Source organism: Burkholderia sp. Ac-20353, from assembly GCF_017104785.1.
In the GTDB taxonomy this organism is placed as follows: Bacteria; Pseudomonadota; Gammaproteobacteria; order Burkholderiales; family Burkholderiaceae; genus Burkholderia.
This window is the reverse complement of record NZ_JAAGPL010000068.1, coordinates 13,463-35,654: the sequence shown is the minus strand read 5'-3', so window position 1 is coordinate 35,654 and position 22,192 is coordinate 13,463. Positions and strand designations below refer to the sequence as shown.

The 22,192-nt window shown below is 66.0% G+C and carries 21 protein-coding genes; 10 read left to right on the top strand and 11 right to left on the bottom strand.

Going from position 1 to position 22,192, the window contains the following annotated elements:
• The first annotated feature begins 7 nt into the window (after positions 1–7).
• Positions 8–1,126 carry a glutamate 5-kinase gene (proB, locus tag G3N94_RS20410; protein ID WP_205794394.1) on the top strand — a complete coding sequence of 373 codons (1,119 nt, stop codon included), beginning with the start codon at positions 8–10 and terminating at the stop codon, positions 1,124–1,126.
• Positions 1,127–1,223: 97 nt separating this feature from the next.
• Here proB and G3N94_RS20405 read toward each other — a convergent pair whose 3' ends face one another.
• Positions 1,224–1,781 carry a CNP1-like family protein gene (locus G3N94_RS20405; protein ID WP_241021966.1) on the bottom strand — a complete coding sequence of 186 codons (558 nt, stop codon included), beginning with the start codon at positions 1,779–1,781 and terminating at the stop codon, positions 1,224–1,226.
• A gap of 64 nt (positions 1,782–1,845) precedes the next feature.
• Positions 1,846–2,493 carry an RNA pyrophosphohydrolase gene (locus G3N94_RS20400; RefSeq protein ID WP_205794392.1) on the bottom strand — a complete coding sequence of 216 codons (648 nt, stop codon included), beginning with the start codon at positions 2,491–2,493 and terminating at the stop codon, positions 1,846–1,848.
• Between the two features lie 216 nt (positions 2,494–2,709).
• Between G3N94_RS20400 and G3N94_RS20395 the strand changes: the two genes are divergently transcribed.
• Both G3N94_RS20395 and G3N94_RS20390 read left to right on the top strand, forming a co-directional pair.
• A complete protein-coding gene (locus G3N94_RS20395; protein WP_205794391.1) occupies positions 2,710–4,446 on the top strand; it encodes a proline--tRNA ligase in 1,737 nt (578 codons plus the stop codon).
• 21 nt (positions 4,447–4,467) lie between these two features.
• Positions 4,468–5,070 (top strand): MarC family protein, encoded by a 603-nt coding sequence (locus tag G3N94_RS20390; RefSeq protein WP_205794390.1) that lies wholly within the window; start codon positions 4,468–4,470, stop codon positions 5,068–5,070.
• A gap of 77 nt (positions 5,071–5,147) precedes the next feature.
• Here the strand turns inward: G3N94_RS20390 and G3N94_RS20385 are convergent, their stop codons facing one another.
• On the bottom strand, positions 5,148–5,699 hold the full coding sequence (locus tag G3N94_RS20385) for a hypoxanthine-guanine phosphoribosyltransferase (RefSeq protein ID WP_205794389.1): 552 nt from the start codon (positions 5,697–5,699) through the stop codon (positions 5,148–5,150).
• Positions 5,700–5,793: 94 nt separating this feature from the next.
• Positions 5,794–7,161 (bottom strand): signal recognition particle protein, encoded by a 1,368-nt coding sequence (ffh, locus tag G3N94_RS20380; RefSeq protein ID WP_205794388.1) that lies wholly within the window; start codon positions 7,159–7,161, stop codon positions 5,794–5,796.
• Positions 7,162–7,249: 88 nt separating this feature from the next.
• Here ffh and ccsA point away from each other — a divergent pair, with 88 nt between their 5' ends.
• From ccsA to G3N94_RS43015, 7 genes are all read left to right on the top strand, one after another.
• Positions 7,250–8,146 (top strand): cytochrome c biogenesis protein CcsA, encoded by an 897-nt coding sequence (gene ccsA / locus G3N94_RS20375; RefSeq protein ID WP_205794387.1) that lies wholly within the window; start codon positions 7,250–7,252, stop codon positions 8,144–8,146.
• 14 nt (positions 8,147–8,160) lie between these two features.
• Positions 8,161–8,481 (top strand): PP0621 family protein, encoded by a 321-nt coding sequence (locus tag G3N94_RS20370; RefSeq protein ID WP_205794386.1) that lies wholly within the window; start codon positions 8,161–8,163, stop codon positions 8,479–8,481.
• Between the two features lie 14 nt (positions 8,482–8,495).
• Complete coding sequence (gene ampD, locus G3N94_RS20365) at positions 8,496–9,089, top strand: 1,6-anhydro-N-acetylmuramyl-L-alanine amidase AmpD (RefSeq protein WP_205794399.1); 594 nt, start codon at positions 8,496–8,498, stop codon at positions 9,087–9,089.
• Between the two features lie 455 nt (positions 9,090–9,544).
• Entirely contained in the window at positions 9,545–12,523 is a 2,979-nt protein-coding gene (locus G3N94_RS20360) for a ribonucleoside-diphosphate reductase subunit alpha (RefSeq protein ID WP_205794385.1), read from the top strand.
• A 374-nt stretch (positions 12,524–12,897) separates the two neighbouring features.
• On the top strand, positions 12,898–14,109 hold the full coding sequence (locus G3N94_RS20355; protein WP_205794384.1) for a ribonucleotide-diphosphate reductase subunit beta: 1,212 nt from the start codon (positions 12,898–12,900) through the stop codon (positions 14,107–14,109).
• Positions 14,110–14,195: 86 nt separating this feature from the next.
• Entirely contained in the window at positions 14,196–14,522 is a 327-nt protein-coding gene (locus tag G3N94_RS20350; protein WP_205794383.1) for a hypothetical protein, read from the top strand.
• 28 nt (positions 14,523–14,550) lie between these two features.
• Positions 14,551–15,315: a histone H1-like DNA-binding protein gene (locus G3N94_RS43015; protein ID WP_205794382.1), complete on the top strand. Its 765-nt coding sequence runs from the start codon at positions 14,551–14,553 to the stop codon at positions 15,313–15,315.
• Positions 15,316–15,533: 218 nt separating this feature from the next.
• Here the strand turns inward: G3N94_RS43015 and G3N94_RS20340 are convergent, their stop codons facing one another.
• From G3N94_RS20340 to accB, 7 genes are all read right to left on the bottom strand, one after another.
• Positions 15,534–16,007, bottom strand: a complete 474-nt coding sequence (locus G3N94_RS20340; RefSeq protein WP_124599943.1) for a glycine zipper 2TM domain-containing protein — start codon at positions 16,005–16,007, stop codon at positions 15,534–15,536.
• 19 nt (positions 16,008–16,026) lie between these two features.
• A complete protein-coding gene (locus tag G3N94_RS20335; protein ID WP_205794381.1) occupies positions 16,027–16,965 on the bottom strand; it encodes a carbohydrate kinase family protein in 939 nt (312 codons plus the stop codon).
• Between the two features lie 87 nt (positions 16,966–17,052).
• Entirely contained in the window at positions 17,053–17,556 is a 504-nt protein-coding gene (gene tpx / locus G3N94_RS20330) for a thiol peroxidase (protein WP_205794380.1), read from the bottom strand.
• A 71-nt stretch (positions 17,557–17,627) separates the two neighbouring features.
• Positions 17,628–19,289 carry a DUF3426 domain-containing protein gene (locus G3N94_RS20325; RefSeq protein ID WP_205794379.1) on the bottom strand — a complete coding sequence of 554 codons (1,662 nt, stop codon included), beginning with the start codon at positions 19,287–19,289 and terminating at the stop codon, positions 17,628–17,630.
• 45 nt (positions 19,290–19,334) lie between these two features.
• The gene (prmA, locus tag G3N94_RS20320; protein ID WP_205794378.1) at positions 19,335–20,237 is read right to left on the bottom strand and encodes a 50S ribosomal protein L11 methyltransferase; all 903 of its coding nucleotides are present in this window, start codon (positions 20,235–20,237) and stop codon (positions 19,335–19,337) included.
• Between the two features lie 3 nt (positions 20,238–20,240).
• Positions 20,241–21,608, bottom strand: a complete 1,368-nt coding sequence (gene accC, locus G3N94_RS20315; protein ID WP_205794377.1) for an acetyl-CoA carboxylase biotin carboxylase subunit — start codon at positions 21,606–21,608, stop codon at positions 20,241–20,243.
• A gap of 85 nt (positions 21,609–21,693) precedes the next feature.
• Entirely contained in the window at positions 21,694–22,170 is a 477-nt protein-coding gene (gene accB, locus G3N94_RS20310) for an acetyl-CoA carboxylase biotin carboxyl carrier protein (protein ID WP_205794376.1), read from the bottom strand.
• Positions 22,171–22,192 lie beyond the last annotated feature (22 nt).

The following is a 22,192-nucleotide window of genomic DNA, read 5'->3' as shown; positions in this document are numbered from 1 at the left end:
GCGCACGATGCGTTCGATCATCGCGGATTCGAAGCGATTGGTGGTGAAGGTGGGATCCAGCCTCGTGACCAACGACGGCAAGGGGCTCGATCATGCGGCTATTGGCCGCTGGGCCGCCCAGATCTCCGCGCTGCGCGACCAGGGCAAGGAAGTCGTGCTCGTCAGCTCGGGCGCGATCGCGGAGGGCATGCAGCGGCTCGGCTGGAGCAAGCGTCCGCGCGAGATCGACGAGCTGCAGGCCGCGGCCGCGGTCGGCCAGATGGGCCTCGCGCAGGTCTATGAAAGCCGCTTCTCCGAGCATGGCATCCGCACCGCGCAGATCCTGCTCACGCATGCCGACCTCGCGGACCGCGAACGCTACCTGAACGCACGCTCGACGCTGCTCACGCTGCTGCGGCTCGGCGTCGTGCCGATCATCAACGAGAACGACACGGTCGTCACCGACGAAATCAAGTTCGGCGACAACGACACGCTCGGCGCGCTCGTCGCGAACCTGATCGAAGGCGATGCGCTGATCATCCTCACCGACCAGACGGGCCTGTTCACCGCCGATCCGCGCAAGGATCCGTCCGCGACGCTCGTCTCCGAAGCGAACGCGGGCGCGCCCGAGCTCGAGGCGATGGCGGGCGGCGCGGGGTCGAGCCTTGGCCGCGGCGGCATGCTGACGAAGATTCTCGCGGCCAAGCGCGCGGCCCACAGCGGCGCAAACACCGTGATCGCGAGCGGGCGCGAGCCGGACGTGCTCGCACGTCTCGCGGCGGGCGAGGCGATCGGCACGCAGCTGATCGCGCGCACGGCGCGGATGGCGGCGCGCAAGCAGTGGATGGCCGATCACCTGCAGGTGCGCGGGCATGTCGTGATCGACGCCGGCGCGGTCGAGAAGCTGACGGCCGGCGGCAAGAGCCTGCTGCCGATCGGTGTCGTCGACGTGCAGGGCGCGTTCGCGCGCGGCGAGGTGATCGCATGCGTCGGCCCCGACGGGCGCGAAGTGGCACGCGGGCTGACCAACTACAGCAGCGCGGAGACGAAGCTGATCCAGCGTAGGCCCAGCGGCGAGATCGAAACGGTGCTCGGCTACATGTTGGAGCCCGAACTGATTCACCGCGACAACCTGGTGCTGGTGTGAGCCGGACGCTTGATTGACGGTCGGCACGAACAAAAGCCCGCGGCGACGCGGGCTTTTTGCTTGATGCGGCAGGGTGGCGGCCCGATGCCGCGCGCGCTCAGCGCAACTGGTTCAGCGCGGTGCGGTGATACTTGATGTTCTCGAGAATCGACTGCGTCGTGCCCAACGGCATCTTGTTCGCGCAGAAGTAGTCCTGGTAGAGCGCCGCGTGATACGCGTTCAGCTCGCCGTTCTCGATGCGGCGCCAGTCGTTCTCGACCGTGCGGTCCCAGCCGTCGTGATCCGAATTGAGGCCCGCATACTGGCGCCACTCATACGTGTCGCAGCGGATGCCCTCGTAAATGACGTTGCGCGCGCCGGCCGGGCTCGTGACGACCACCGTATACCGCACGATGCCGTCGGTGCCGACCGCCAGCGATTTCGCGTCGACGAAGAACTTGAGCGGCGTGTTCTGCGACACGTTGAACGGCAGCAGGTCGCCGGCCTGCGGCAGCGGCGGCAGCGTGTCGACGGTGTTTTCCTTCCACGCCGGCTGACGATCCAGCAGGTACACGAACGCGCTGTCATCCTTGTTGGACGGCGTGTTCGAGTGCGCACAACCGGCCAGCACAGCCGCTGCGGCGATCGATGTGAGCGCGAGAGCAATCGCTTTCAATATGCATTCCTCGTAAAAAAAGGGCGCGACATCAAGGTCGCGCCCGGTCATGCAGTCCGACTTGTCATTCGCCGAGGATCAGGCGAGGCTGCGAGGCCTCGTCCAGCGTGCTCGCTTCCACTTCGACCTCGGAACACACCACCGATGTGTCGACAACCGTTGCCGTCGGACGGGACTGCGAATCCACGACGCGCGGATAGCGCAGACGTGGGCTCCGCGGCTTGTCGGCCCGCTGCGCCGGGCGGCGCAGGAAGCGCGACAGTTCCGTCAGCGCCAACTGATAGACATCCCGCTTGAACTCGATCACCGCGTCGAGCGGCACCCAGTACTCGTTCCAGCGCCACGCATCGAACTCCGGGTGGTCGGTTGCGCGCAAGCAAATATCGCAATCGCGTCCAACCATCCGCAGCAGGAACCAGATCTGTTTCTGGCCGCGGTAATGACCGCGTACCTCACGCTTGATGAACTTGTCAGGCACCTCATAACGCAACCAGTCGCGCGTGCGGCCGATTATCTTGACGTGCTCCGGGTGCAGGCCGGTTTCCTCGTGCAGTTCCCGGTACATCGCCTGCATGGGGGTCTCGCCGTACTTGATCCCACCTTGAGGAAACTGCCAGGAGTGCTCGCGGAGCCGCTTGCCCCAAAACACCTCGTTGTGCGCGTTCAAGAGGATGATGCCGACGTTCGGGCGAAAGCCTTCACGATCCAGCATACAACCACCTTCGAATCCTTTAAAATTGCTTTGATTATAAACAGATAACGGGCGCCGCGCACCGTAACGGAGCGAAACCGCGCAGCGCGCGGCGGCTGAGTTGTCCCTGATTTGTCTGCCAAGTCATCTGCGCGATCCGTTCGCTGCGCGCAGCTTTTTCTCCTTGAATCTTTTTCGGGCGCCCCGCCTGGGGGCGCCGTTTTTGGAACCGTCCGCATGAAAGCTTCCCGTTTCTTTATCGGCACCCTGAAAGAGGCACCCGCCGACGCAGAGATCGTCAGCCACAAGCTGATGGTGCGCGCCGGCATGATCCGTCGCGTCGCCGGCGGCATCTATAACTACCTGCCGATCGGCCTGCGTTCGATTCGCAAGGTCGAGGCGATCGTGCGCGAGGAAATGAACCGGGCCGGCGCGATCGAGCTGCTGATGCCGGCCGTGCAGCCGGCCGAGCTGTGGCAGGAGTCGGGCCGCTGGGAGCAGTACGGTCCCGAGCTGCTGCGCTTCAAGGACCGCAAGGACAACGATTTCGTGATCGGGCCGACGCACGAGGAAGTGATCACCGACATCGCGCGCAACCAGATCAAGAGCTACCGGCAGATGCCGGTGAACTTCTACCAGATCCAGACGAAGTTCCGCGACGAGATCCGTCCGCGCTTCGGCGTGATGCGCGGCCGCGAATTCGTGATGAAGGACGCGTACTCGTTCGACAAGGATGCCGCCGGCCTCGCCGAGTCGTATCGCAAGATGTACGAAGCGTACGTGCGCATCTTCACGCGCCTCGGCCTCGAGTTCCGCCCGGTCGCGGCCGACAGCGGCTCGATCGGCGGCAACTTCTCGCACGAGTTCCACGTGATCGCCGACACCGGTGAGGACGCGATCGCGTATTGCCCGACCTCCGATTTCGCGGCGAACATCGAGGCGGCCGAAGCGCTGCCGCTGACGCCCAAGCGCGCCGCGGCCGCCGAGCCGATGGCGAAGGTCGCGACGCCGGGCAAGGCCAAGTGCGAGGCCGTCGCCGAACTGATGGGGATTCCGCTCGAGCGCACGATCAAGTCGATCGTGCTCGCGACCGACAACGAAGGTGCGGAACCGACGATCTGGCTGCTGATGCTGCGCGGCGACCACGACCTGAACGAGATCAAGGCGTCGAAGCTGCCGGGCCTGAAGGACCACCGCTTCGCGACCGAACAGGAAATCGTCGAGTGGTTCGGCACGCCGCCGGGCTACCTCGGCCCGATCGGCACGAAGAAGCCGGTGAAGGTGATCGCCGATCGCACGGTCGCGAACATGAGCGATTTCGTCGTCGGCGCGAACGAGGTCGACTACCACATCGCCGGCGTGAACTGGGGCCGCGACCTGCCGGAGCCGGACGTCGCCGATATCCGCAACGTGCAGAAGGGCGACCCGTCGCCGGACGGCAAGGGCGTGATCGACATCTGCCGCGGCATAGAGGTCGGCCATGTGTTCCAGCTCGGCACCAAGTACTCGGAAGCGATGGGCGCGACGTTCCTCGACGAGTCGGGCAAGCCGCAGCCGATGCTGATGGGCTGCTACGGCGTCGGCGTCACGCGTATTCTCGGCGCGGCGATCGAACAGAACTTCGACGACAAGGGCATCATCTGGCCGGAGTCGATCGCGCCGTTCGAGGTCGTGCTGTGCCCGATGGGCTATGACCGCAGCGACGCGGTGCGCGAAGCGGCCGACAAGCTGTACGCGGAACTGGCCGCGGCCGGCATCGACGTGATCCTCGACGATCGCGGCGAGCGTCCGGGCGTGATGTTCGCCGACTGGGAGCTGATCGGCGTGCCGCATCGTCTCGTGATCGGCGAGCGCGGCCTGAAGGAAGGCAAGCTCGAGTACCAGGGCCGCCGCGACACCGAAGCGACGCTGCTGCCGGCCGACACGGCTGCGGCGACGGTCGTGGAGAAGGTCCGCGCCGCGCTCGCGCGCTAAGCCGGCCGATCGGAGGATACGGTGGAATACACCTTCCTGTCGGCCACCGTGCTCCTCGTGCTGATCACCGATCCGCTCGGCAACATCCCGCTGTTCATCTCGGCGATGCGGGATGTGCCGCGCGAGCGGCGCGTGAAGCTGATCCTGCGCGAAGTGGGGATCGCGTTCGTGATCCTGCTGTTCTTCATGGTCGTGGGCGACCGCTTCCTGCGGATGATGAACCTCACCGACCTGTCGCTGCGCATCGGTGGCGGCATCGTGCTGTTCCTGATCGCACTGCGGATGATCTTTCCGCATCCGGACGGCGCGCTCGGCAACGACCCGCGCGCGGGTGGCGAGCCGTTCATCGTGCCGCTCGCGATTCCGGCGCTGGCCGGCCCGTCAGCGCTCGCGACCGTGATGCTGCTGACGTCGCAGGCGCCCGGCAAGATGCTCGAATGGGCGGGCGCGCTGACGGTCACGATGATCGTCTGCGCGGTCACGCTGGTGCTGGCCGAGCGGATCCAGCAATGGCTCGGCGAGCGCACGGTCGCCGCGTTCGAGCGGCTGATGGGCCTCGTGCTCGTCGCGATCTCGGTCGAGATGATGCTGGGCGGGATCCGCGTGTTCGTGCATCAGCTGTAGCGCGGCTGCGCCCCAATGTAAAAAGCGGTGCTCCGGAAGAACCGGAGCACCGCTTTTTTTATGTGGGCCGCGGGGCGTCAGACGTTCGCGGTCAGCGCGCGGATCGTCGGCAGGTTGCGCCAGTAGCCCTTCGCGTCCATCCCGCAGCCGAACACGTAGCGGTCCGGCACCGCAAAGCCGCAGAAGTCCGGATGCAGCGGCTTCGCCTTCGTGAGCGTCTTCTCGCACAGCACGGCCGACATGAAGCGCGTCGCGCCCATGTCGAGGATGCGGTCGCGGATCGCGGCCATCGTCTCGCCTTCGTCGAGGATGTCGTCGAGCACGAGCACGATGCGGTCCTTCACCGATTCGCGCGGCGCGACGCGCCAGTGCATCTCCGGGCTGCCGTGCGTCGTGTTGCGGTAGCGGGTCAGGTGGATGTAGTCGAATTCCAGCGGGAAATCGAGATGCGGCAGCAGCATCCCGGTAAACACCGCGGCGCCGCCCATCACCGAGAGGACGAGCGGGAACGCGTCGCCGATCTCGTCGCGGATCGCGTCGGCCATCCGGGCGATCGACGCGTTGACGGCGTCGGCCGAGACGATCTCTTCGGAGTGTTCGAAAATGTGGAGGGCTTCTTCGCGGTTCATGGGTTCTGGCGAGCGGTCGGTATACAAGTAAGAATGATGCAGAACGGGCGGCGCGCGCTACGGCAAAAACCCGCGCGCCGGCCGATGGGCGGAATCAGCGCAGGCCGGGCATCATGCCCTTCAGGCCGCGCATCATCTTCTGCATGTTGCCGCCCTTCAGCTTCTTCATCATCGTACGCATCTGGTCGTACTGGTTCAGCATCCGGTTGACTTCCTGCACCGGCACACCCGCGCCGGCTGCAATGCGGCGCTTGCGCGTCGCCTTGATGATCTCGGGTTTCGCGCGCTCGGCGGGCGTCATCGAGCTGATGATCCCTTCCATCCGGCGGATCTGCTTTTCGGCCTGGCCCATGTCGGCGCCGGCGGCCGCCTGCTGGAACTGCGCGGGGAGTTTATCCATCAGCGACGACAGGCCGCCCATGTTCTTCATCTGCGAGATCTGCGCGCGGAAATCGTTCAGGTCGAAATCGCCGCCTTTCTTGACCTTGTCGGCGAGCTTCTGCGCGGCCTGCACGTCGACACCGCGCTGCGCCTCCTCGACGAGCGCGAGGATGTCGCCCATGCCGAGGATCCGGTTCGCCATCCGGTCAGGGTGGAACACTTCGAGGCCGTCGAGCTTCTCGGCGACGCCGACGAACTTGATCGGCTTGCCGGTGACGTGACGCACCGACAGCGCGGCGCCGCCGCGCGAATCGCCGTCGAGCTTGGTCAGCACGACGCCGGTGAGCGGCAGTGTGTCGTTGAACGCCTTCGCGGTGTTGACCGCATCCTGGCCGAGCATCGCGTCGACGACGAACAGCGTTTCGGCAGGCTTCAGCGTGCCGTGCAGCGCGGCGATCTCCTGCATCATCGCTTCGTCGATGCCGAGGCGGCCGGCCGTATCGACGATCAGCACGTCGTGATAGTGGCGCTTCGCCCAGTCGACCGCGGCGACCGCGATGTCGACCGGCTTCTGGTCCGGCGTCGACGGGAAGAAGTCGGCACCGACCTGTTCGCTCACCGTTTTCAGCTGCATGATCGCGGCGGGGCGATACACGTCGCACGACACGGTCAGCACTTTCTTCTTGTACTTCTCGCGCAACAGCTTCGCGAGCTTGCCGGCAGTCGTGGTCTTACCCGCGCCCTGCAGGCCGGCCATCAGGATCACGGCAGGCGGCGTGACCGCGAGGTTCAGCTCGGCGGCCTTGCCTTCGTAGTCGCCGCCGATCACGGCGGTCAGCTCCTTCTGGACCACGCCGACGAGCGCCTGGCCCGGCGACAGGCTGCTGATCACCTCTTCGCCGAGCGCCTTTTCCTTGACCTTCGCGATGAATTCGCGGACGACGGGCAGCGCGACGTCGGCCTCGAGCAGCGCGAGACGCACCTCGCGGAGCATCTCCTGGGTGTTCGCCTCGGTGAGCCGGGCCTCGCCGCGCAGCGTCTTGACGACGCGCGCCATCCGTTGAGTGAGATTGTCGAGCATGGGGAGCGATGGACAGTGGGGCCCGAAGGCGCGGCGGGACTCAACAACGGAGCCGTCGCGGGAAGGGGGCCTAGTGTAAACTTCGAACATGGATATTGTACTGTATGCCCTCACCGCATTCCTGTACGGCGGCCTCGCCGTCGCCGGCTGGCGCACGCACCGCCAGGGCGCGGGCTCGCCGCTCGTCGCGAGCGTACCGGCCGTGCCGATCCCGGCGTCCGCCGCCTCCGGCATGAGCGGGGCCGGCCGCGCGCTGCTGTTCGCCGCGCTCGTCGCGCACGGCGTGCTGCTCCACATGACGATCTTCCCGCACGACGCGATGGTGTTCGGCTTCGCGTTCGCGCTGTCCGCGATGTTCTGGCTCGGCGCCGGCATCTACTGGATCGAGAGCTTCTTCTTCCCGCTCGACAGCCTGCGGCTGCTCGTGCTGCCGCTCGCGTGCGGCGCGTCGCTGCTGCCGCTCGTGTTCGGCGGGGTGCGCGTGCTGCCGTATGCGGCCGCGCCGCTGTTCAAACTGCACTTCCTGATCGCGAACATTGCGTACGGGCTGTTCGCGATTGCGGCGCTGCATGCGGTGCTGATGCTGATGGTCGAGCGGCGCCTGCAATCGCTGCGCAGCGGCGGACGCGCGGGCTCGACGGGCTGGATCGCGAGCTGGCTCGAGACGCTGCCGCCGCTCCTCACGCTCGAGAAGCTGCTGTTCCGCCTGATCGGCGCGGGGTTCGTGCTGCTGACGCTGACGCTCGCGTCGGGGATCCTGTTCAGCGAGCAGGTCGATGCGCGCGCGCTGCGGCTCGACCACAAGACCGTGTTCGCGATCCTGTCGTGGCTGATGTTCGGCGGCCTGCTGATTGCGCGCCGGACGTCGGGCTGGCGCGGTCGCGGCGCCGCGCGCTGGGTGCTCGTGTCGTTCGCCGCGCTGCTGCTCGCGTATGTCGGCAGCCGGTTCGTTTTCGAGGTGCTGCTGCACCGTACCGTGGTTTGACCGGCTGAGTTTCGATGCGACAGATTCTTCTCCTCATCCTCCTGTTCTTCGCGGGCTCGTGGATCGCGCGCAAGCTGCAACAGGCGCAAGCGCGCAGCGGGAACAACACCGGGAACGACGCCGGGAACGACGCCGGGCAGGGTGGCCGCACGCCGGGAGGCACGACGCCGCGCGGCGGCGGCGCGCAGTCGCTCCCCGAGCCGATGGTCCGCTGCGCCGAGTGCGGCGTGCATGCGCCGAAGGGCGACGCGGTCGCTGCGGGCGGCGAATACTTCTGCAGCGCCGAGCACGCGCAGCGTCACGCCGCGCGCACGCGCGACCACGACGGGCCATGAGCGGCACGCGGTCACTGTCGGACGGCACGCAGCCCCTGTCGATCGACGCGAACGGCTGGGTGCACGAAGCGCGTCACGCACCGTCGCCGAACTTCGAGGCGCGCCCGGCCGGCGCGGTGCCGACGCTCGTCGTCGTCCACAACATCAGCCTGCCGCCTGGCGAATTCGGCGGTGACGCGATCGAGGCGCTGTTCCTGAACCGTCTCGACTGCGACACGCACCCCTATTACCAGGCGCACCTGCGAGGCGTGCGCGTGTCCGCGCATTTCCTCGTCCGCCGCGACGGCGAACTCGTGCAGTTCGTGTCATGCGACGAGCGCGCATGGCACGCGGGTGCGTCCGATTTCTTCGGCCGTCCCCGCTGCAACGATTTCTCGATCGGCATCGAGCTCGAAGGCGCGGACGACGTGCCGTTCGAGGCCGCGCAGTACGCGACGCTCGCCGCGCTCGGGCGCGCACTTGCCGCCCGCTATCCGGTCGACGCGTTCGCCGGTCATTCCGACGTCGCGCCGGGCCGCAAGACCGACCCCGGCCCGCACTTCGATTGGCAACGCTTTGCAGGCGATGCCGGCTTTTCCGCCGAATACTTTCCTTTCCGGCAGCACTGAGCGCGCGGTTATTCGCCGCACAAAATTTTTTTCTCCGACCGGGGCCTTGCCGTGTCTGCGCGTGCGCGATGTCAAGGCCTCCCGCGCAAATTATCCGGTTGGACGTCGTCCGAATGTCCACTATACTTGGTGCCGATTGAGCAGTTCTGCACTAGATATAGTGTGTGTCGCAGGGGGAACCCGAGCGGCACCGACCGGCGGCCCAGGCCACGCCGGCGTACGGAGTTCTCAGGGCGGCGCGTCAGGCCGGGCGGTCAGGCGTCGCGATCAGCGCAGCGAACATCGACGGGGCGCGATACACATGACGAAGCACGATGCGGCATCACGTGTATCGCCACGACCGAACCGACCCCGACGACGCGTCGCTCGCGTCTTACCGCTCGCGCACCGCGTTGCGCAGCGTTCGTATTAATCCGCGGTTCTCTCCGCACCATCCAACACCAGGAGCTTTGCACATGCAAACCACCGACAACGCGACGTCCCAGTACGAGAGCGCCTCGAGCCGTCCTCTCGGCGGGGCCGAACAAGGCGCGCAGGCGCTCGCGCCGCAGGCCACGTTCGCCGACTACAAGGTGATCCGCCGCAATGGCAGCGTGGTGTCGTTCGAGCCTTCGAAGATCGCGATCGCGGTGACCAAGGCTTTCCTGGCCGTCAATGGCGGACAGGGCGCGGCATCGGCGCGCGTGCGCGAACTCGTCGAGCAGCTGACGCACAACGTCGTGCGCGCGCTCGTGCGCAGCCGTCCGAACGGCGGCACGTTCCATATCGAGGACATCCAGGACCAGGTCGAACTCGCGCTGATGCGCGGCGGCGAGCACAACGTCGCGCGCGCTTACGTGCTGTATCGCGAGAAGCGCCACCTCGAGCGCCAGAACGCGGGCGAGGAAGCGGCTGTCGCGGAAACGGGCGGCACCGGCATCAACGTGGTCGACAACGGCGTCACGCGCCCGCTCGACCTGAACGCGCTGCGCGCGCTGATCGTGTCGGCCTGCGACGGCCTCGGCACCGCGGTTAACCCTGACCCGATCGTCGCGGAGACGGTGAAGAACCTGTACGACGGCGTGCCGATGAGCCAGGTCTACGACTCGGCGATCCTGGCAGCGCGCACGATGATCGAGAAGGATCCGGCGTACAGCCAGGTCACGGCCCGCATCCTGCTGCACACGATCCGTCGCGAGATCCTCGGCGAGGAAGTGGTCCAGGCCGAGATGTCGACCCGTTACGCGGAATACTTCCCGCAGTTCCTGAAGCGCGGCGTCGACGCCGGGCTGCTCGACGACAAGCTGCTGCAGTTCGACCTGAAGCGCCTCGGCGATGCGCTCGACGCGAACCGCGACCTGCAGTTCGGCTACCTCGGCCTGCAGACGCTGTACGACCGCTACTTCCTGCACGTCGGCGGCGCCCGCATCGAAATGCCGCAGGCATTCTTCATGCGCGTCGCGATGGGCCTGTCGCTGAACGAGATCGACCGCGAGGCGCGCGCGATCGAGTTCTACAACGTGCTGTCGAGCTTCGACTTCATGAGCTCGACGCCGACGCTGTTCAACTCGGGCACCCACCGCTCGCAGCTGTCGTCGTGCTACCTGACGACGGTCGCGGACGACCTCGACGGCATCTATGAAGCGCTGAAGGAAAACGCGCTGCTGTCGAAGTTCGCCGGCGGCCTCGGCAACGACTGGACCCGCGTGCGTGCACTCGGCTCGCATATCAAGGGCACGAACGGCAAGTCGCAAGGCGTGGTGCCGTTCCTGAAGGTCGTCAACGACACGGCGGTCGCGGTCAACCAGGGCGGCAAGCGCAAGGGCGCGGTCTGCGCGTACCTCGAATCGTGGCACCTCGACATCGAGGAATTCCTCGAGCTGCGCAAGAACACCGGCGACGATCGCCGCCGTACGCACGACATGAACACGGCGAACTGGATTCCCGACCTGTTCATGAAGCGCGTGATGGAAGGCGCCGACTGGACGCTGTTCTCGCCGTCGACCTGCCCGGACCTGCACGACAAGTTCGGCGCCGAGTTCGAGACGGCCTACACGGCATACGAAGACAAGGTTGCCCGCGGCGAGATCAAGCTGTTCAAGAAGATCCCGGCGCAGCAGCTGTGGCGCAAGATGCTCGGCATGCTGTTCGAGACGGGCCACCCGTGGATCACGTTCAAGGATCCGTGCAACATCCGTTCGCCGCAGCAGCACGTCGGCGTCGTCCACTCGTCGAACCTGTGCACGGAAATCACGCTGAACACGAGCGACACCGAAATCGCGGTCTGCAACCTGGGCTCGGTGAACCTGCTCGCGCACCTCGTGAAGCAGGCGGACGGCAGCTACGCGCTCGACCACGACAAGCTGAAGCGCACGATCAGCGTCGCGATGCGCATGCTCGACAACGTGATCGACATCAACTATTACGCGGTGCCGAAGGCGCGTAACTCGAACCTGAAGCACCGCCCGGTCGGCATGGGCATCATGGGCTTCCAGGACTGCCTGCACCTGCTGCGCACGCCTTACGCGTCGCAAGAAGCGGTCGAGTTCGCCGACCGTTCGATGGAAGCGGTCTGCTACTACGCGTACTACGCGTCGACCGAGCTGGCCGAGGAGCGCGGCCGCTACTCGAGCTACCGTGGCTCGCTGTGGGATCGCGGCATCCTCCCGCAGGACACGCTGAAGCTGCTGACGGAAGCGCGCGGCGGCTACGTCGAAGTCGACACGTCCGAGTCGCTCGACTGGACGACGCTGCGTTCGCGGATCGCCGCGCACGGGATGCGCAACTCGAACTGCGTCGCGATCGCGCCGACGGCGACGATCTCGAACATCATCGGCGTGTCGGCGTGCATCGAGCCGACCTTCCAGAACCTGTACGTGAAGTCGAACCTGTCGGGCGAATTCACGGTGGTGAACGAGTTCCTTGTCCGCGACCTGAAGGAACGCGGCCTGTGGGACGAAGTGATGGTTGCCGACCTGAAGTACTTCGACGGCATGCTGTCGCGCATCGACCGCATCCCGGCCGACCTGCGCGCGATCTACGCGACCGCGTTCGAAGTCGATCCGACGTGGCTGGTCGAAGCCGCATCGCGCCGCCAGAAGTGGATCGACCAGGCTCAGTCGCTGAACATCTACATGGGCGGCGCATCGGGCAAGAAGCTCGACGAGGTCTACAAGCTCGCGTGGCTGCGCGGCCTGAAGACGACGTACTACCTGCGCACGATGGCGGCGACGCACGTCGAGAAGTCGACGGTCGCACACGGCGCGCTGAACGCGGTGCCGACGAGCGGCGGTGCGGGCAGCGGCGGTGCGCAGGGCGCAGCGGGCGGCTTCGGCGCGGCGGGCGGCGAAGCGTCGTCGGGCGCGGTGAACGCGGCACCGGTCGAGGCGGAAGGTCCGGTGTGCATGATGCGTCCGGGCGATCCGGGCTTCGACGAGTGCGAAGCGTGCCAGTAACGCGGCGCGTCTGACTCGGCAAGGCTCCGGGCGGCGCGCACGGCAACCGATAAAGGTTGAAGTGCGCGCCGCTCTCAACTAAAAAAATGATAAGGAATCTGTAACGCGGCAATCGCGTTGCAGGCAGTGACAAACGATCGAAGTTGCCCCGACGGCATCACGTTTCGATCGGCGTTCGATGCGTCGAGCGCACCTCGCGATACACGTGCAACACACGCGCGATACGCGTCGCGCGCTGCACGAACGACGATGCGTTGCTCAAAGTGTTGTATCGAGGTCGCAACGCGAATCGAAAAAAGGATTTTTCGTGAGCGAGCCCTTTTATCGCTCATGAAAAGATGGTACAAACCGTTCTAAATTGATGGTGAGAATTTATGCTCAACTGGGATGACGAGAAGACTGCCGTAACTCCCGCGAGCGGAGCGCAGCAAAACGCGATGCGCACCCCCGCAGGCACGGTTGTCGGAATGCAGGCTGCAGTGCCTGCCGCCCAACAGGCTCGTGACATTTTCGAAGGCGATCTCGCGGTAGCACCGCATGCATCGGCTGCGCCCGCCGCCAGTTCGGAAGCGCGCGTGAATGTCGCCGACAAGCGCATCATCAACGGCCAGACTGACGTCAATCAGCTGGTGCCGTTCAAGTACAAGTGGGCGTGGGAAAAGTATCTGGCCGGTTGTGCGAACCACTGGATGCCGCAGGAAATCAACATGTCCCGCGACATCGCGCTGTGGAAGGATCCGAACGGCCTGACCGAAGACGAGCGACGCATCGTCAAGCGCAACCTCGGCTTCTTCGTCACTGCCGACTCGCTGGCCGCGAACAACATCGTGCTCGGTACGTACCGCCACATCACGGCGCCCGAGTGCCGGCAGTTCCTGCTGCGCCAGGCGTTCGAAGAGGCGATCCACACGCACGCGTACCAATATATTGTCGAATCGCTCGGTCTCGACGAAGGCGAGATCTTCAACGCGTACCACGAGGTCACGTCGATCCGTGCGAAAGACGAATTCCTGATCCCGTTCATTCATACGCTGACGGACCCGGCCTTCAAGACCGGCACGCTCGATGCGGATCAGAAGCTGCTGAAGTCGCTGATCGTGTTCGCCTGCATCATGGAAGGCCTGTTCTTCTATGTCGGGTTCACGCAGATCCTCGCGCTCGGCCGCCAGAACAAGATGACGGGTGCTGCAGAGCAATATCAGTACATCCTGCGCGACGAGTCGATGCACTGCAATTTCGGCATCGACCTGATCAACCAGATCAAGCTCGAAAACCCGCATCTGTGGACCGCCGAGTTCCGCGCGGAGATTCGCGAGCTGTTCAAGCAGGCTGTCGATCTCGAATACCGCTACGCCGAGGACACGATGCCGCGCGGCGTTCTGGGTTTGAACGCGTCGATGTTCAAGAGCTATCTGCGCTTCATCTGCAACCGCCGTTGCCAGCAGATCGGCCTCGATCCGCTGTATCCGAACGAGGAAAACCCGTTCCCGTGGATGAGCGAGATGATCGACCTGAAGAAGGAACGCAACTTCTTCGAGACGCGAGTAATCGAGTATCAGACGGGTGGCGCGCTGTCCTGGGAATAACGCCCGCAGCAGCGACACACGTCACGACGATGGTGAAGCCGGCGGCCTCTCGGCCCCGGCACAAGGTTTAGGAGCAAGAACGCCTGATGCAAAGCATGCCCGGTGCCTTAACGGCCCAACGACACGACAGGCACTTTGCGAACCCTTCAGTGGGATGGGCAAACTTCCCTCCGGAAAAAGCGGACGGCCGTGTGGCCGTCGGCTTGATCAAGCGATGTGGGGTGGCGGCGCATGGCGCGCCGGCCGCCGACTTGATTTGGCGCGCGAGGCCCGATGGCCACGCGCGCCATACCGTATTCATTAGCGTAAGCGCGTGGTATCCGCGTACGCCGATGAATAGCCCGCTTCGAAGCGCACGTCCTGAACAGCGTCTGCGGGAAGCGGGTTTTGACGAAGGGTGTAGTTTGAACTGACTCTCATCTGAACCTGAAGGAGAACAACATGGCTACCGCCAAGAAGAAACCGGCTGCGAAGAAGGCAGCTGCGAAGAAGACCGTTGCGAAGAAGGCAGCTGCACCGGCGAAGAAGGCCGCAGCAGTGAAGAAGGTTGCTGCGAAGAAGGTCGCAGTGAAGAAGGTTGCTGCAAAGAAGGCAGCACCGGCGAAGAAGGCCGCTGCAAAGAAGGTTGCTGCGAAGAAGGTCGCAACGAAGAAGGTTGCTGCGAAGAAAGTCGCAGTGAAGAAGGTTGCCGCGAAGAAGGTTGCTGCAAAGAAAGTCGCAGTGAAGAAGGTTGCTGCGAAGAAGGCGGCACCGGCGAAGAAGGCTGCAGCGAAGAAAGTCGCAGCGAAGAAGGTCGCCGTGAAGAAGGTTGCTGCGAAGAAGGCAGCACCGGCGAAGAAGGTCGCTGCGAAGAAGGCAGCACCGGCGAAGAAGGCGGCACCGGCGAAGAAGGCTGCCGCACCGGCGAAGAAGGCTGCACCGGCGAAAAAGGCTGCGCCTGCGAAGAAGGCCGCACCGGCGAAGAAGGCCGCAGCGAAGAAGGCTGCTGCTGCACCCGTGACGGCTGCTGCGCCTGCAACGGCTGCGCCTGCGCCCGCGAAGAAGGCCGCTGCGCCGAAGAAAGCTGCTGCACCGAAGAAGGCAGTCGTGAAGAAGGCCGCACCGGCGACGACCGCGTCGACCGCATCGGTGGCACCGGCATCGGGCGTGAAGACCGCGCTCAACCCGGCAGCAGCATGGCCGTTCCCGACCGGCAGCCGTCCGTAATCGCGGATTGCCCTGCCACCCGGACACTCATGGAGTGTCTGCGGGTTGAGTAGCGCTACTCAATCGGTCCCGCCACCTGGCTCAGGTGGCGGGATTTTTTTCGTCCGTGTGTGGCGTCGCGACGCGTAGTGGCGAAAAAACGGGCGAAAAAAAAACGCATGCGCAACGTTCGCGCATGCGTTCGACCGCGGCTTGCGCCGCGTGCTGAGGATACCGGATCAGTGCGTGACGCGCGTGACGCCGCCGCTCGACAGCAAGCGCACACGCTCACCGGCGCGGAACACTTCGCCGCTTGCCGCTTGCGTGATCGAGCGCAGATCGCCGTTGTCGAGACGCACGGTGATTTCGACACCGTTCGCCGTGCTCATGTTTTCGCCGATCGCGTTGCCCGCGACCGCACCCGCGAGACCGCCCGCGATGGCGGTCAGGATCGAGCCCTTGCCGCCGCCGATCGCGCTGCCCGCGACCGCGCCAAGTGCGCCGCCGCCGAGCGTGCCGATCGCGCTGCCGCCACCGTCGGACTGGATGCGTACCGCGCGCACGCTGTCGACCGTGCCCATCCGCACGGTCTGTTCGCGCTGCGCCTGGCCGACGCTGTAGACGTCGGCCGACCCCGGCGGCGTGAAGCAGCCCGCCAGCGTCAGCGTGGCGGTCAGCATGGCCCCGAGGGTGAGGGTTTTCTTCGTCAACATTTGTGCTCTCCCACAATAATCATTTGAGACTGTAACCGAACGCAGCCTCGAAGCGTGCGTCGATTTCCGCGCGGGTCAGCGAGTAGGATTGCGGCCCCTGGTGGGCGATCTTGATCGAGCCCATCAGGCTGGCCAGGCGCCCCGTGGTCGCCCAGTCGAGGCCCTTTTCGATGCCGTACAGCAGACCGCCCCGGAAGGCGTCGCCACAGCCCGTCGGATCGGCGATACGCTCGGCCGGCACGACGGGGATCTGCTCGTCGCCCTGCTTGTGGCGGATCGTCGCGCCATGCTCGCCGCGCGTGATGACGAGCGCGTCGACCTTGCTGGCGATTTCGTCTTCGGACCATCCCGTCTTGTCGCTCACCAGCTTGGCCTCGTAGTCGTTGACCGCAACGTAGGTCGCAAGTTCAATGCTGCGGCGCAGCGTCGCGCCGTCGAACAGCGGCAGGCCCTGGCCCGGGTCGAACACGAACGGCACGCCGGCCTTCGCGAGCTCTTCCGTATGCTGCACCATCCCGTCGAAGCCGTCCGGGCCGACGATCGCCAGCGTGATGTCCGGCGCGTCGCCCGCGTGGTTCAGGTGCGACTGCATCATCGCACCCGGGTGAAACGCCGCGATCTGGTTGTTGTCGAGATCGGTCGTGATCATCGCGTGCGCGGTATGCGTGTCGGGCAGCACGCGCACATGGTCGCGGCGCATGCCGAGCCCGTCGAGCCGGTCGAGATACGGCTGCGCGTCGAGCGCGCCGACCGTGCCCATCATGCGTGCGTCGCCGCCGAGCAGGTGCAGCGCATAGGCGATGTTGCCCGCGCAGCCGCCGAATTCGCGACGCATCGTCGGCACGAGGAAGCTCAGGTTGATGAGGTGCACCTGGTCGGGCAGGATGTGTTCGCGGAACCGCCCTTCAAAGGTCATGATGGAGTCGTAGGCGATCGAGCCGCAAATCAGCGTAGCCAAGGTGTGCGTTCCTGTAGAAATGAGGGACCCTGCGTGACAGCGCCGCGCGAAAAGGGCGCGGCGCGACAGGGGAAAGCGGGAGACAGCTTACTTCAGTGCAGCGAGCGCCGCGTCGTAGTTCGGCTCGTCCTTGATTTCGCCGACGAGCTGCGCGTGCAGCACCTTGTTGTCGGCATCGAGCACGACCACCGCGCGTGCGGTCAGGCCGTTCAGCGGGCCACTCGTTACGTCGACGCCGTACGCGTTTGCAAACGCGCGGCCGGAGCGGAACGTCGATGCGGTCACGACGTTCGCGAGGCCTTCGGTCGTGCAGAAGCGCGACGCGGCGAACGGCAGGTCGGCCGACACGACGACCACGACGGTGTTGTCGAGCGAGGATGCGGCTTCGTTGAACTTGCGGGTCGACGTTGCGCAGGTCGGCGTGTCGAGGCTCGGCACGATGTTCAGCACCTTGCGCTTGCCGGCGAAGCTGGCGAGCGACAGATCGGCGAGATCCTTGCCGACCAGCGAGAAATCGGCGGCGGACGAGCCGACGGCCGGGAACGTGCCGGCGATATCGATCGGGTTGCCACCCAGCGTAACTTTGCTCATGTTCGTGCTCCGAAGTAGCGCGCCGGGGGCGCGCGGGTTGAGACGGGCGCGCGTGTGCGCGCCACGGGGCGTCACGGATAGAAGATCTGGACGCGGAAATTCGACGCCGGCGTGCCGTTCGTCTCGACGCGGACGATCATCGTCTGCGTCGCGCCGGCCGGCAGCCCGGCTTCGATCGGCGTGCCGGGGCGGACGTAATCGCGCGGGGCGAGCACGCGGCGCACGGTGACGTGATTGGTGTCGTCGAGCAGCGTCAGCTCGAGCGACGGGTACGCGAGCGCGACGCGGTAGCGGTTGGTCAGCGGTACCTTCAGTTCGAGCACGCGCGGACCGTCGATCTGGCGCAGGTCCGACGCGTCGAGCCGCAGCCCGTCGATCGCGCGCGGCGGCGTGACCTTGCAGCCGAGCGGCGCGCACAGCTGGCGGAACCAGCCCTGCGTGACCGGCCAGTAGATCATCAGCGACTCGCGTTGCCACCAGGCGAGCTGGACGACGAGCAGCACGGCGAGCGCGGCGGCCACGAGGCCGCCCAGGAAGCCGCCGAACAGCCCGCGCCGCTGTGGCGCGCGCGACTCGCGCGTGACGGCGAAATGCGGACGATCGTCGTCGGTGGGGGCGGCCGAGAACGGCTCGCGCGATGCGTCTGCCGCGAAGCGCGGCTCGCGTTCCGTGCGACTGGCCGCGTGATCGTCATCGGCTCGCGCATCGGCGATCGCGGGCGGGACGTCGGCCACGAAGCGCGGCTCGTGCGTGTCGCGAGGAGCGGAAAGCGGCACGTGATCGGCGGCGTCCGGGGCTTGCGGCGCGTGAGTGTCGACAGCCGGGACTTCGGTGGTCGAGGCAGGCGGCAGGTCGGCGGCGAGGTAAGGTTCGCGCACATCGTGCGGGCCGTGCGGGCGGCCGAGGGCGGCGTAGGCCGAAGCCGCCGGTTCGTCGTCGCCGTGCGCGGCCGGGATCGGCGGCAGCGTATCGGTGGCGGGGGGCTCGGCGGCGGGGGCCTCGGCGATCGCCGGGAAAACGGGGGCCGGTTGCTGCGGCGTACCGGTCACGCGGACGACGCCTGGCGCAGCGCCTGACGTCACGCCACTGTCGGGCAGCGCGACGGGCACGAGCGGTTCGGTGCTGACGCTGCGGCTGCTGTGCTGCAGCCTCGGATCGACGCTGCCGTCGAGCCATGGTGCCCACATGTCCCAGTGGTCCGGCCGGAAGTCGGCATGCGCAGCATCCACGTCGTGTGTGCTGTCGACGAAGAGCCGCGGCGCGGGCGCCGCGTGCGGACTGCCGTGTTCCGCTGCTTCGGGCGCGTGAGCGTCGGCAGCAGCGGCCGGTTCGGGGATGGAGGTGGTAGCGGGCGTTTCGCCCGCGGAAGGGTGGGCAGCGGCTGTATCGGCGACGACGCTTTCGGCAGCGCCGGTCCAGTCGCTAGCTGCGCCCTCATTGCTTGCGGCAACGACAGGCGCTGGTTCGGGCTCTGCAACTGGTGCTTCGCCTACGGATGGGTGGGCGACGACGCTTTCAGCAGCGTCGCGCCCGCCACCATCCGCACCCTCATTGCTTGCCGCAACGACAGGCGTCGGTTCGGGCTGCGATGCATGTTCGTCGACGAGCGAAGCGGCCGCGTCGAACACCTGCCGGCAGTGTCCGCAGCGCACGAGCCCGTTGTGCAGCGCGAGCTGTTCCTGCTGCAGGCGGAACACGGTTTCGCAATGGGGACAGCGCGTCGCAAGAAGCATGTCGAGCCGGGCGGCCTGCTGGCCAGAGTGAAGGACAGCGCTATTCTAAAGGCTTTCCCGCCGCGTTCCGGCGAGGCACACCCAACCTTCGTGTTCGCGCCAGACCGAGATGTCGACGTATCGCGCATAGACGGCCGCGACTTCGTCCGCCTGGCGCGCAAGCACGCCCGACAGCGCAATGCGTCCGCCCGGTTTCACCTTCGATGCGAGCATCGACGCCATCAGCTTCAGCGGATTCGACAGGATGTTGGCGACGACGATGTCGAATTCGCCGTCCGGACATGCGTCCGGCAGGCCGTACGTGACGTCCGCGTGGTTGCGTTCGCTGTTCTGCCGCGCCGACTCGACTGCCTGCGGATCGATGTCGATGCCGAAGACGGGGTTCGCCCCGCATTTGCGCGCGAGAATCGCGAGGATCCCCGAGCCGCAGCCGTAATCGAGCACCGACTGGCCGGGCTTCACCGACTGTTCGAGCCATTCCATGCAGAGGCGCGTCGTCGGATGGCTGCCGGTGCCGAACGCGAGGCCCGGATCGAGCTCGAGCACGAGCGCGTCGGGGTCCGGCGCATCGTGCCACGACGGCACGACCCAGATCCGCTCGCCGATCGGGATCGGGTCGAATTGCGATTGCGTGAGACGCACCCAGTCCTGTTCCGCAACTTCGCGCACGCTGAACGCTGGCGCCGCCGGCAGGCCGACGTCGTTCGCGGCCGCCGCGAGCAGCACGGCCGGATCGTGCTCGGGCGGCAGCAGCGCGATCACGCGCGAGTGCTGCCACGCGCTGCGCTCGGGCACGAGGCCCGGTTCGCCGAACAGCGGTTGTTCGTCAGGCGTGTCGGCATCGGCGTCCTCGACGGACACCGACAGCGCGCCCAGCTCGAGCAGTGCGTCGGACAGCGCCTCCGCGTGCTCCCGGGCCAGTTCGACGACGAGTTCGCGATAGCTCATGCGTTACGCTTCTTCCGGTGCAACCTGCTGCTTCTGCGCAAGCCGGTTTTCGAGGTAGTGGATGCTGGTGCCGCCTTCGACGAACTTCGAGTCGATCATCAGTTCGCGGTGCAGCGGGATGTTGGTCTGGATGCCTTCGACCACCATTTCCGACAGTGCGATGCGCATCCGGCTGATCGCCTGCTCGCGCGTCGCGCCGTAGGTGATCAGCTTGCCGATCATCGAATCATAGTTCGGCGGTACGAAATAGCCATTGTACGCATGCGAGTCGACGCGCACGCCGGGGCCGCCCGGCGTGTGCCACGACGTGATCCGGCCCGGCGACGGCGTGAACTTGAACGGATCTTCTGCGTTGATCCGGCATTCGATCGCATGTCCGCGGAACTGGATGTCGCGCTGGCGCAGTGTGAGCTTCTCGCCGGCCGCGATGCGGATCTGTTCCTGCACGATGTCGATGCCCGTGATCAGTTCCGACACCGGGTGCTCGACCTGCACGCGCGTGTTCATCTCGATGAAGTAGAACTCGTTGTTCTCGTACAGGAATTCGAACGTGCCCGCGCCGAGGTAGCCCATCTTCTTGCACGCGTCCGCGCAGCGGTCGCCGATCCGGTCGATCAGGCGGCGCGCGATGCCGGGCGCCGGCGCTTCCTCGATCACCTTCTGGTGGCGGCGCTGCATCGAGCAGTCGCGCTCGCCGAGCCACAGCGCATTCTTGTGCGCGTCGGACAGCACCTGGATCTCGATGTGGCGCGGGTTCTCGAGGAACTTTTCCATGTAGACCTGCGGGTTGCCGAACGCACGGCCGGCTTCCTCGCGGGTCATGTTCACCGCGTTGACGAGCGCCGCCTCGGTGTGCACGACGCGCATCCCGCGGCCGCCACCGCCGCCCGCCGCCTTGATGATGACCGGGTAGCCGATCGCGCGGGCAATCTTCACGATCTCCTTCGGATCGTCGGGCAACGCGCCTTCCGAACCCGGCACGCACGGCACGCCGGTCTTGATCATGGTCTGCTTCGCGGTGACCTTGTCGCCCATCAGGCGGATCGTCTCCGGGCGCGGGCCGATGAACGTGAAGCCCGATTGCTCGACGCGTTCCGCGAAGTCGGCGTTTTCCGACAGGAAGCCGTAGCCGGGGTGGATCGCCTCGGCATCGGTGACTTCCGCGGCGCTGATCAGCGCCGGCATGTTCAGGTAGCTCAGGTTCGACGGGGCCGGGCCGATACAGACGGCTTCGTCGGCGAGGCGTACGTACTTGGCTTCCTTGTCGGCTTCCGAGTAGACGACCACCGTCTTGACGCCCAGCTCGCGGCACGCGCGCTGAATGCGCAGCGCGATTTCACCGCGGTTGGCAATGAGGATTTTTTCAAACATAGCGATTATTCGTCTCTTCGAGGGGCGCGCGAACGGCGCCTGGAGAGCATCGGCGGCGCGCGGCGGGGAAGCCGCGCGGCGGACTTTAGCCGATCACGAAAAGCGGCTGGCCGTATTCGACGGCCTGGCCGTTTTCGGCGAGGATTTCCTTGATCACGCCGGCCTTGTCCGACTCGATCTCGTTGAGCAGCTTCATCGCTTCGATGATGCAGAGGGTCTGGCCTTCCTTGACCGTGTCGCCGACCTGGACGAACGGGTCCGCGCCCGGCGACGGCGCACGGTAGAACGTGCCGACCATCGGCGACGTCACGACGTGGCCCTGCGGTGCGGCCGCAGCCGGTGCGGCGCCGGCCGGCGCGCCGGCGGCTGCGTTGTCGGTCGGCAGCGCCATGGCTTGCGCCGGTGCGCTGATTTGCGGGGCATACCCAGCCGTCGGCTGCACGTAGACCGGCGGCGCGTTCTTGACGATACGCACCTTGCCTTCGCCTTCGGTGACTTCCAGCTCGGAGATGCCCGACTCGGAGACGAGGTCGATCAGAGTTTTCAGCTTGCGAAGATCCATCGGGAATTCCCCTTTCAATACG

Excerpts from the sequence above, each read along its gene's own strand:
- proB (WP_205794394.1), top strand. The coding sequence starts at position 8 with ATGCGTTCGATCATCGCGGATTCGAAGCGATTGGTGGTGAAGGTGGGA.
- G3N94_RS43015 (WP_205794382.1), top strand. The coding sequence starts at position 14,551 with ATGGCTACCGCCAAGAAGAAACCGGCTGCGAAGAAGGCAGCTGCGAAG.
- ffh (WP_205794388.1), bottom strand. The coding sequence starts at position 7,161 with ATGCTCGACAATCTCACTCAACGGATGGCGCGCGTCGTCAAGACGCTG.
- tpx (WP_205794380.1), bottom strand. The coding sequence starts at position 17,556 with ATGAGCAAAGTTACGCTGGGTGGCAACCCGATCGATATCGCCGGCACG.
- G3N94_RS20360 (WP_205794385.1), top strand. The coding sequence starts at position 9,545 with ATGCAAACCACCGACAACGCGACGTCCCAGTACGAGAGCGCCTCGAGC.
- G3N94_RS20355 (WP_205794384.1), top strand. The coding sequence starts at position 12,898 with ATGCTCAACTGGGATGACGAGAAGACTGCCGTAACTCCCGCGAGCGGA.
- G3N94_RS20340 (WP_124599943.1), bottom strand. The coding sequence starts at position 16,007 with ATGTTGACGAAGAAAACCCTCACCCTCGGGGCCATGCTGACCGCCACG.
- G3N94_RS20350 (WP_205794383.1), top strand. The coding sequence starts at position 14,196 with ATGCAAAGCATGCCCGGTGCCTTAACGGCCCAACGACACGACAGGCAC.
- G3N94_RS20400 (WP_205794392.1), bottom strand. The coding sequence starts at position 2,493 with ATGCTGGATCGTGAAGGCTTTCGCCCGAACGTCGGCATCATCCTCTTG.
- G3N94_RS20325 (WP_205794379.1), bottom strand. The coding sequence starts at position 19,289 with ATGCTTCTTGCGACGCGCTGTCCCCATTGCGAAACCGTGTTCCGCCTG.
- G3N94_RS20370 (WP_205794386.1), top strand. The coding sequence starts at position 8,161 with ATGCGACAGATTCTTCTCCTCATCCTCCTGTTCTTCGCGGGCTCGTGG.
- ccsA (WP_205794387.1), top strand. The coding sequence starts at position 7,250 with ATGGATATTGTACTGTATGCCCTCACCGCATTCCTGTACGGCGGCCTC.
- G3N94_RS20395 (WP_205794391.1), top strand. The coding sequence starts at position 2,710 with ATGAAAGCTTCCCGTTTCTTTATCGGCACCCTGAAAGAGGCACCCGCC.
- G3N94_RS20385 (WP_205794389.1), bottom strand. The coding sequence starts at position 5,699 with ATGAACCGCGAAGAAGCCCTCCACATTTTCGAACACTCCGAAGAGATC.
- prmA (WP_205794378.1), bottom strand. The coding sequence starts at position 20,237 with ATGAGCTATCGCGAACTCGTCGTCGAACTGGCCCGGGAGCACGCGGAG.
- accC (WP_205794377.1), bottom strand. The coding sequence starts at position 21,608 with ATGTTTGAAAAAATCCTCATTGCCAACCGCGGTGAAATCGCGCTGCGC.
- accB (WP_205794376.1), bottom strand. The coding sequence starts at position 22,170 with ATGGATCTTCGCAAGCTGAAAACTCTGATCGACCTCGTCTCCGAGTCG.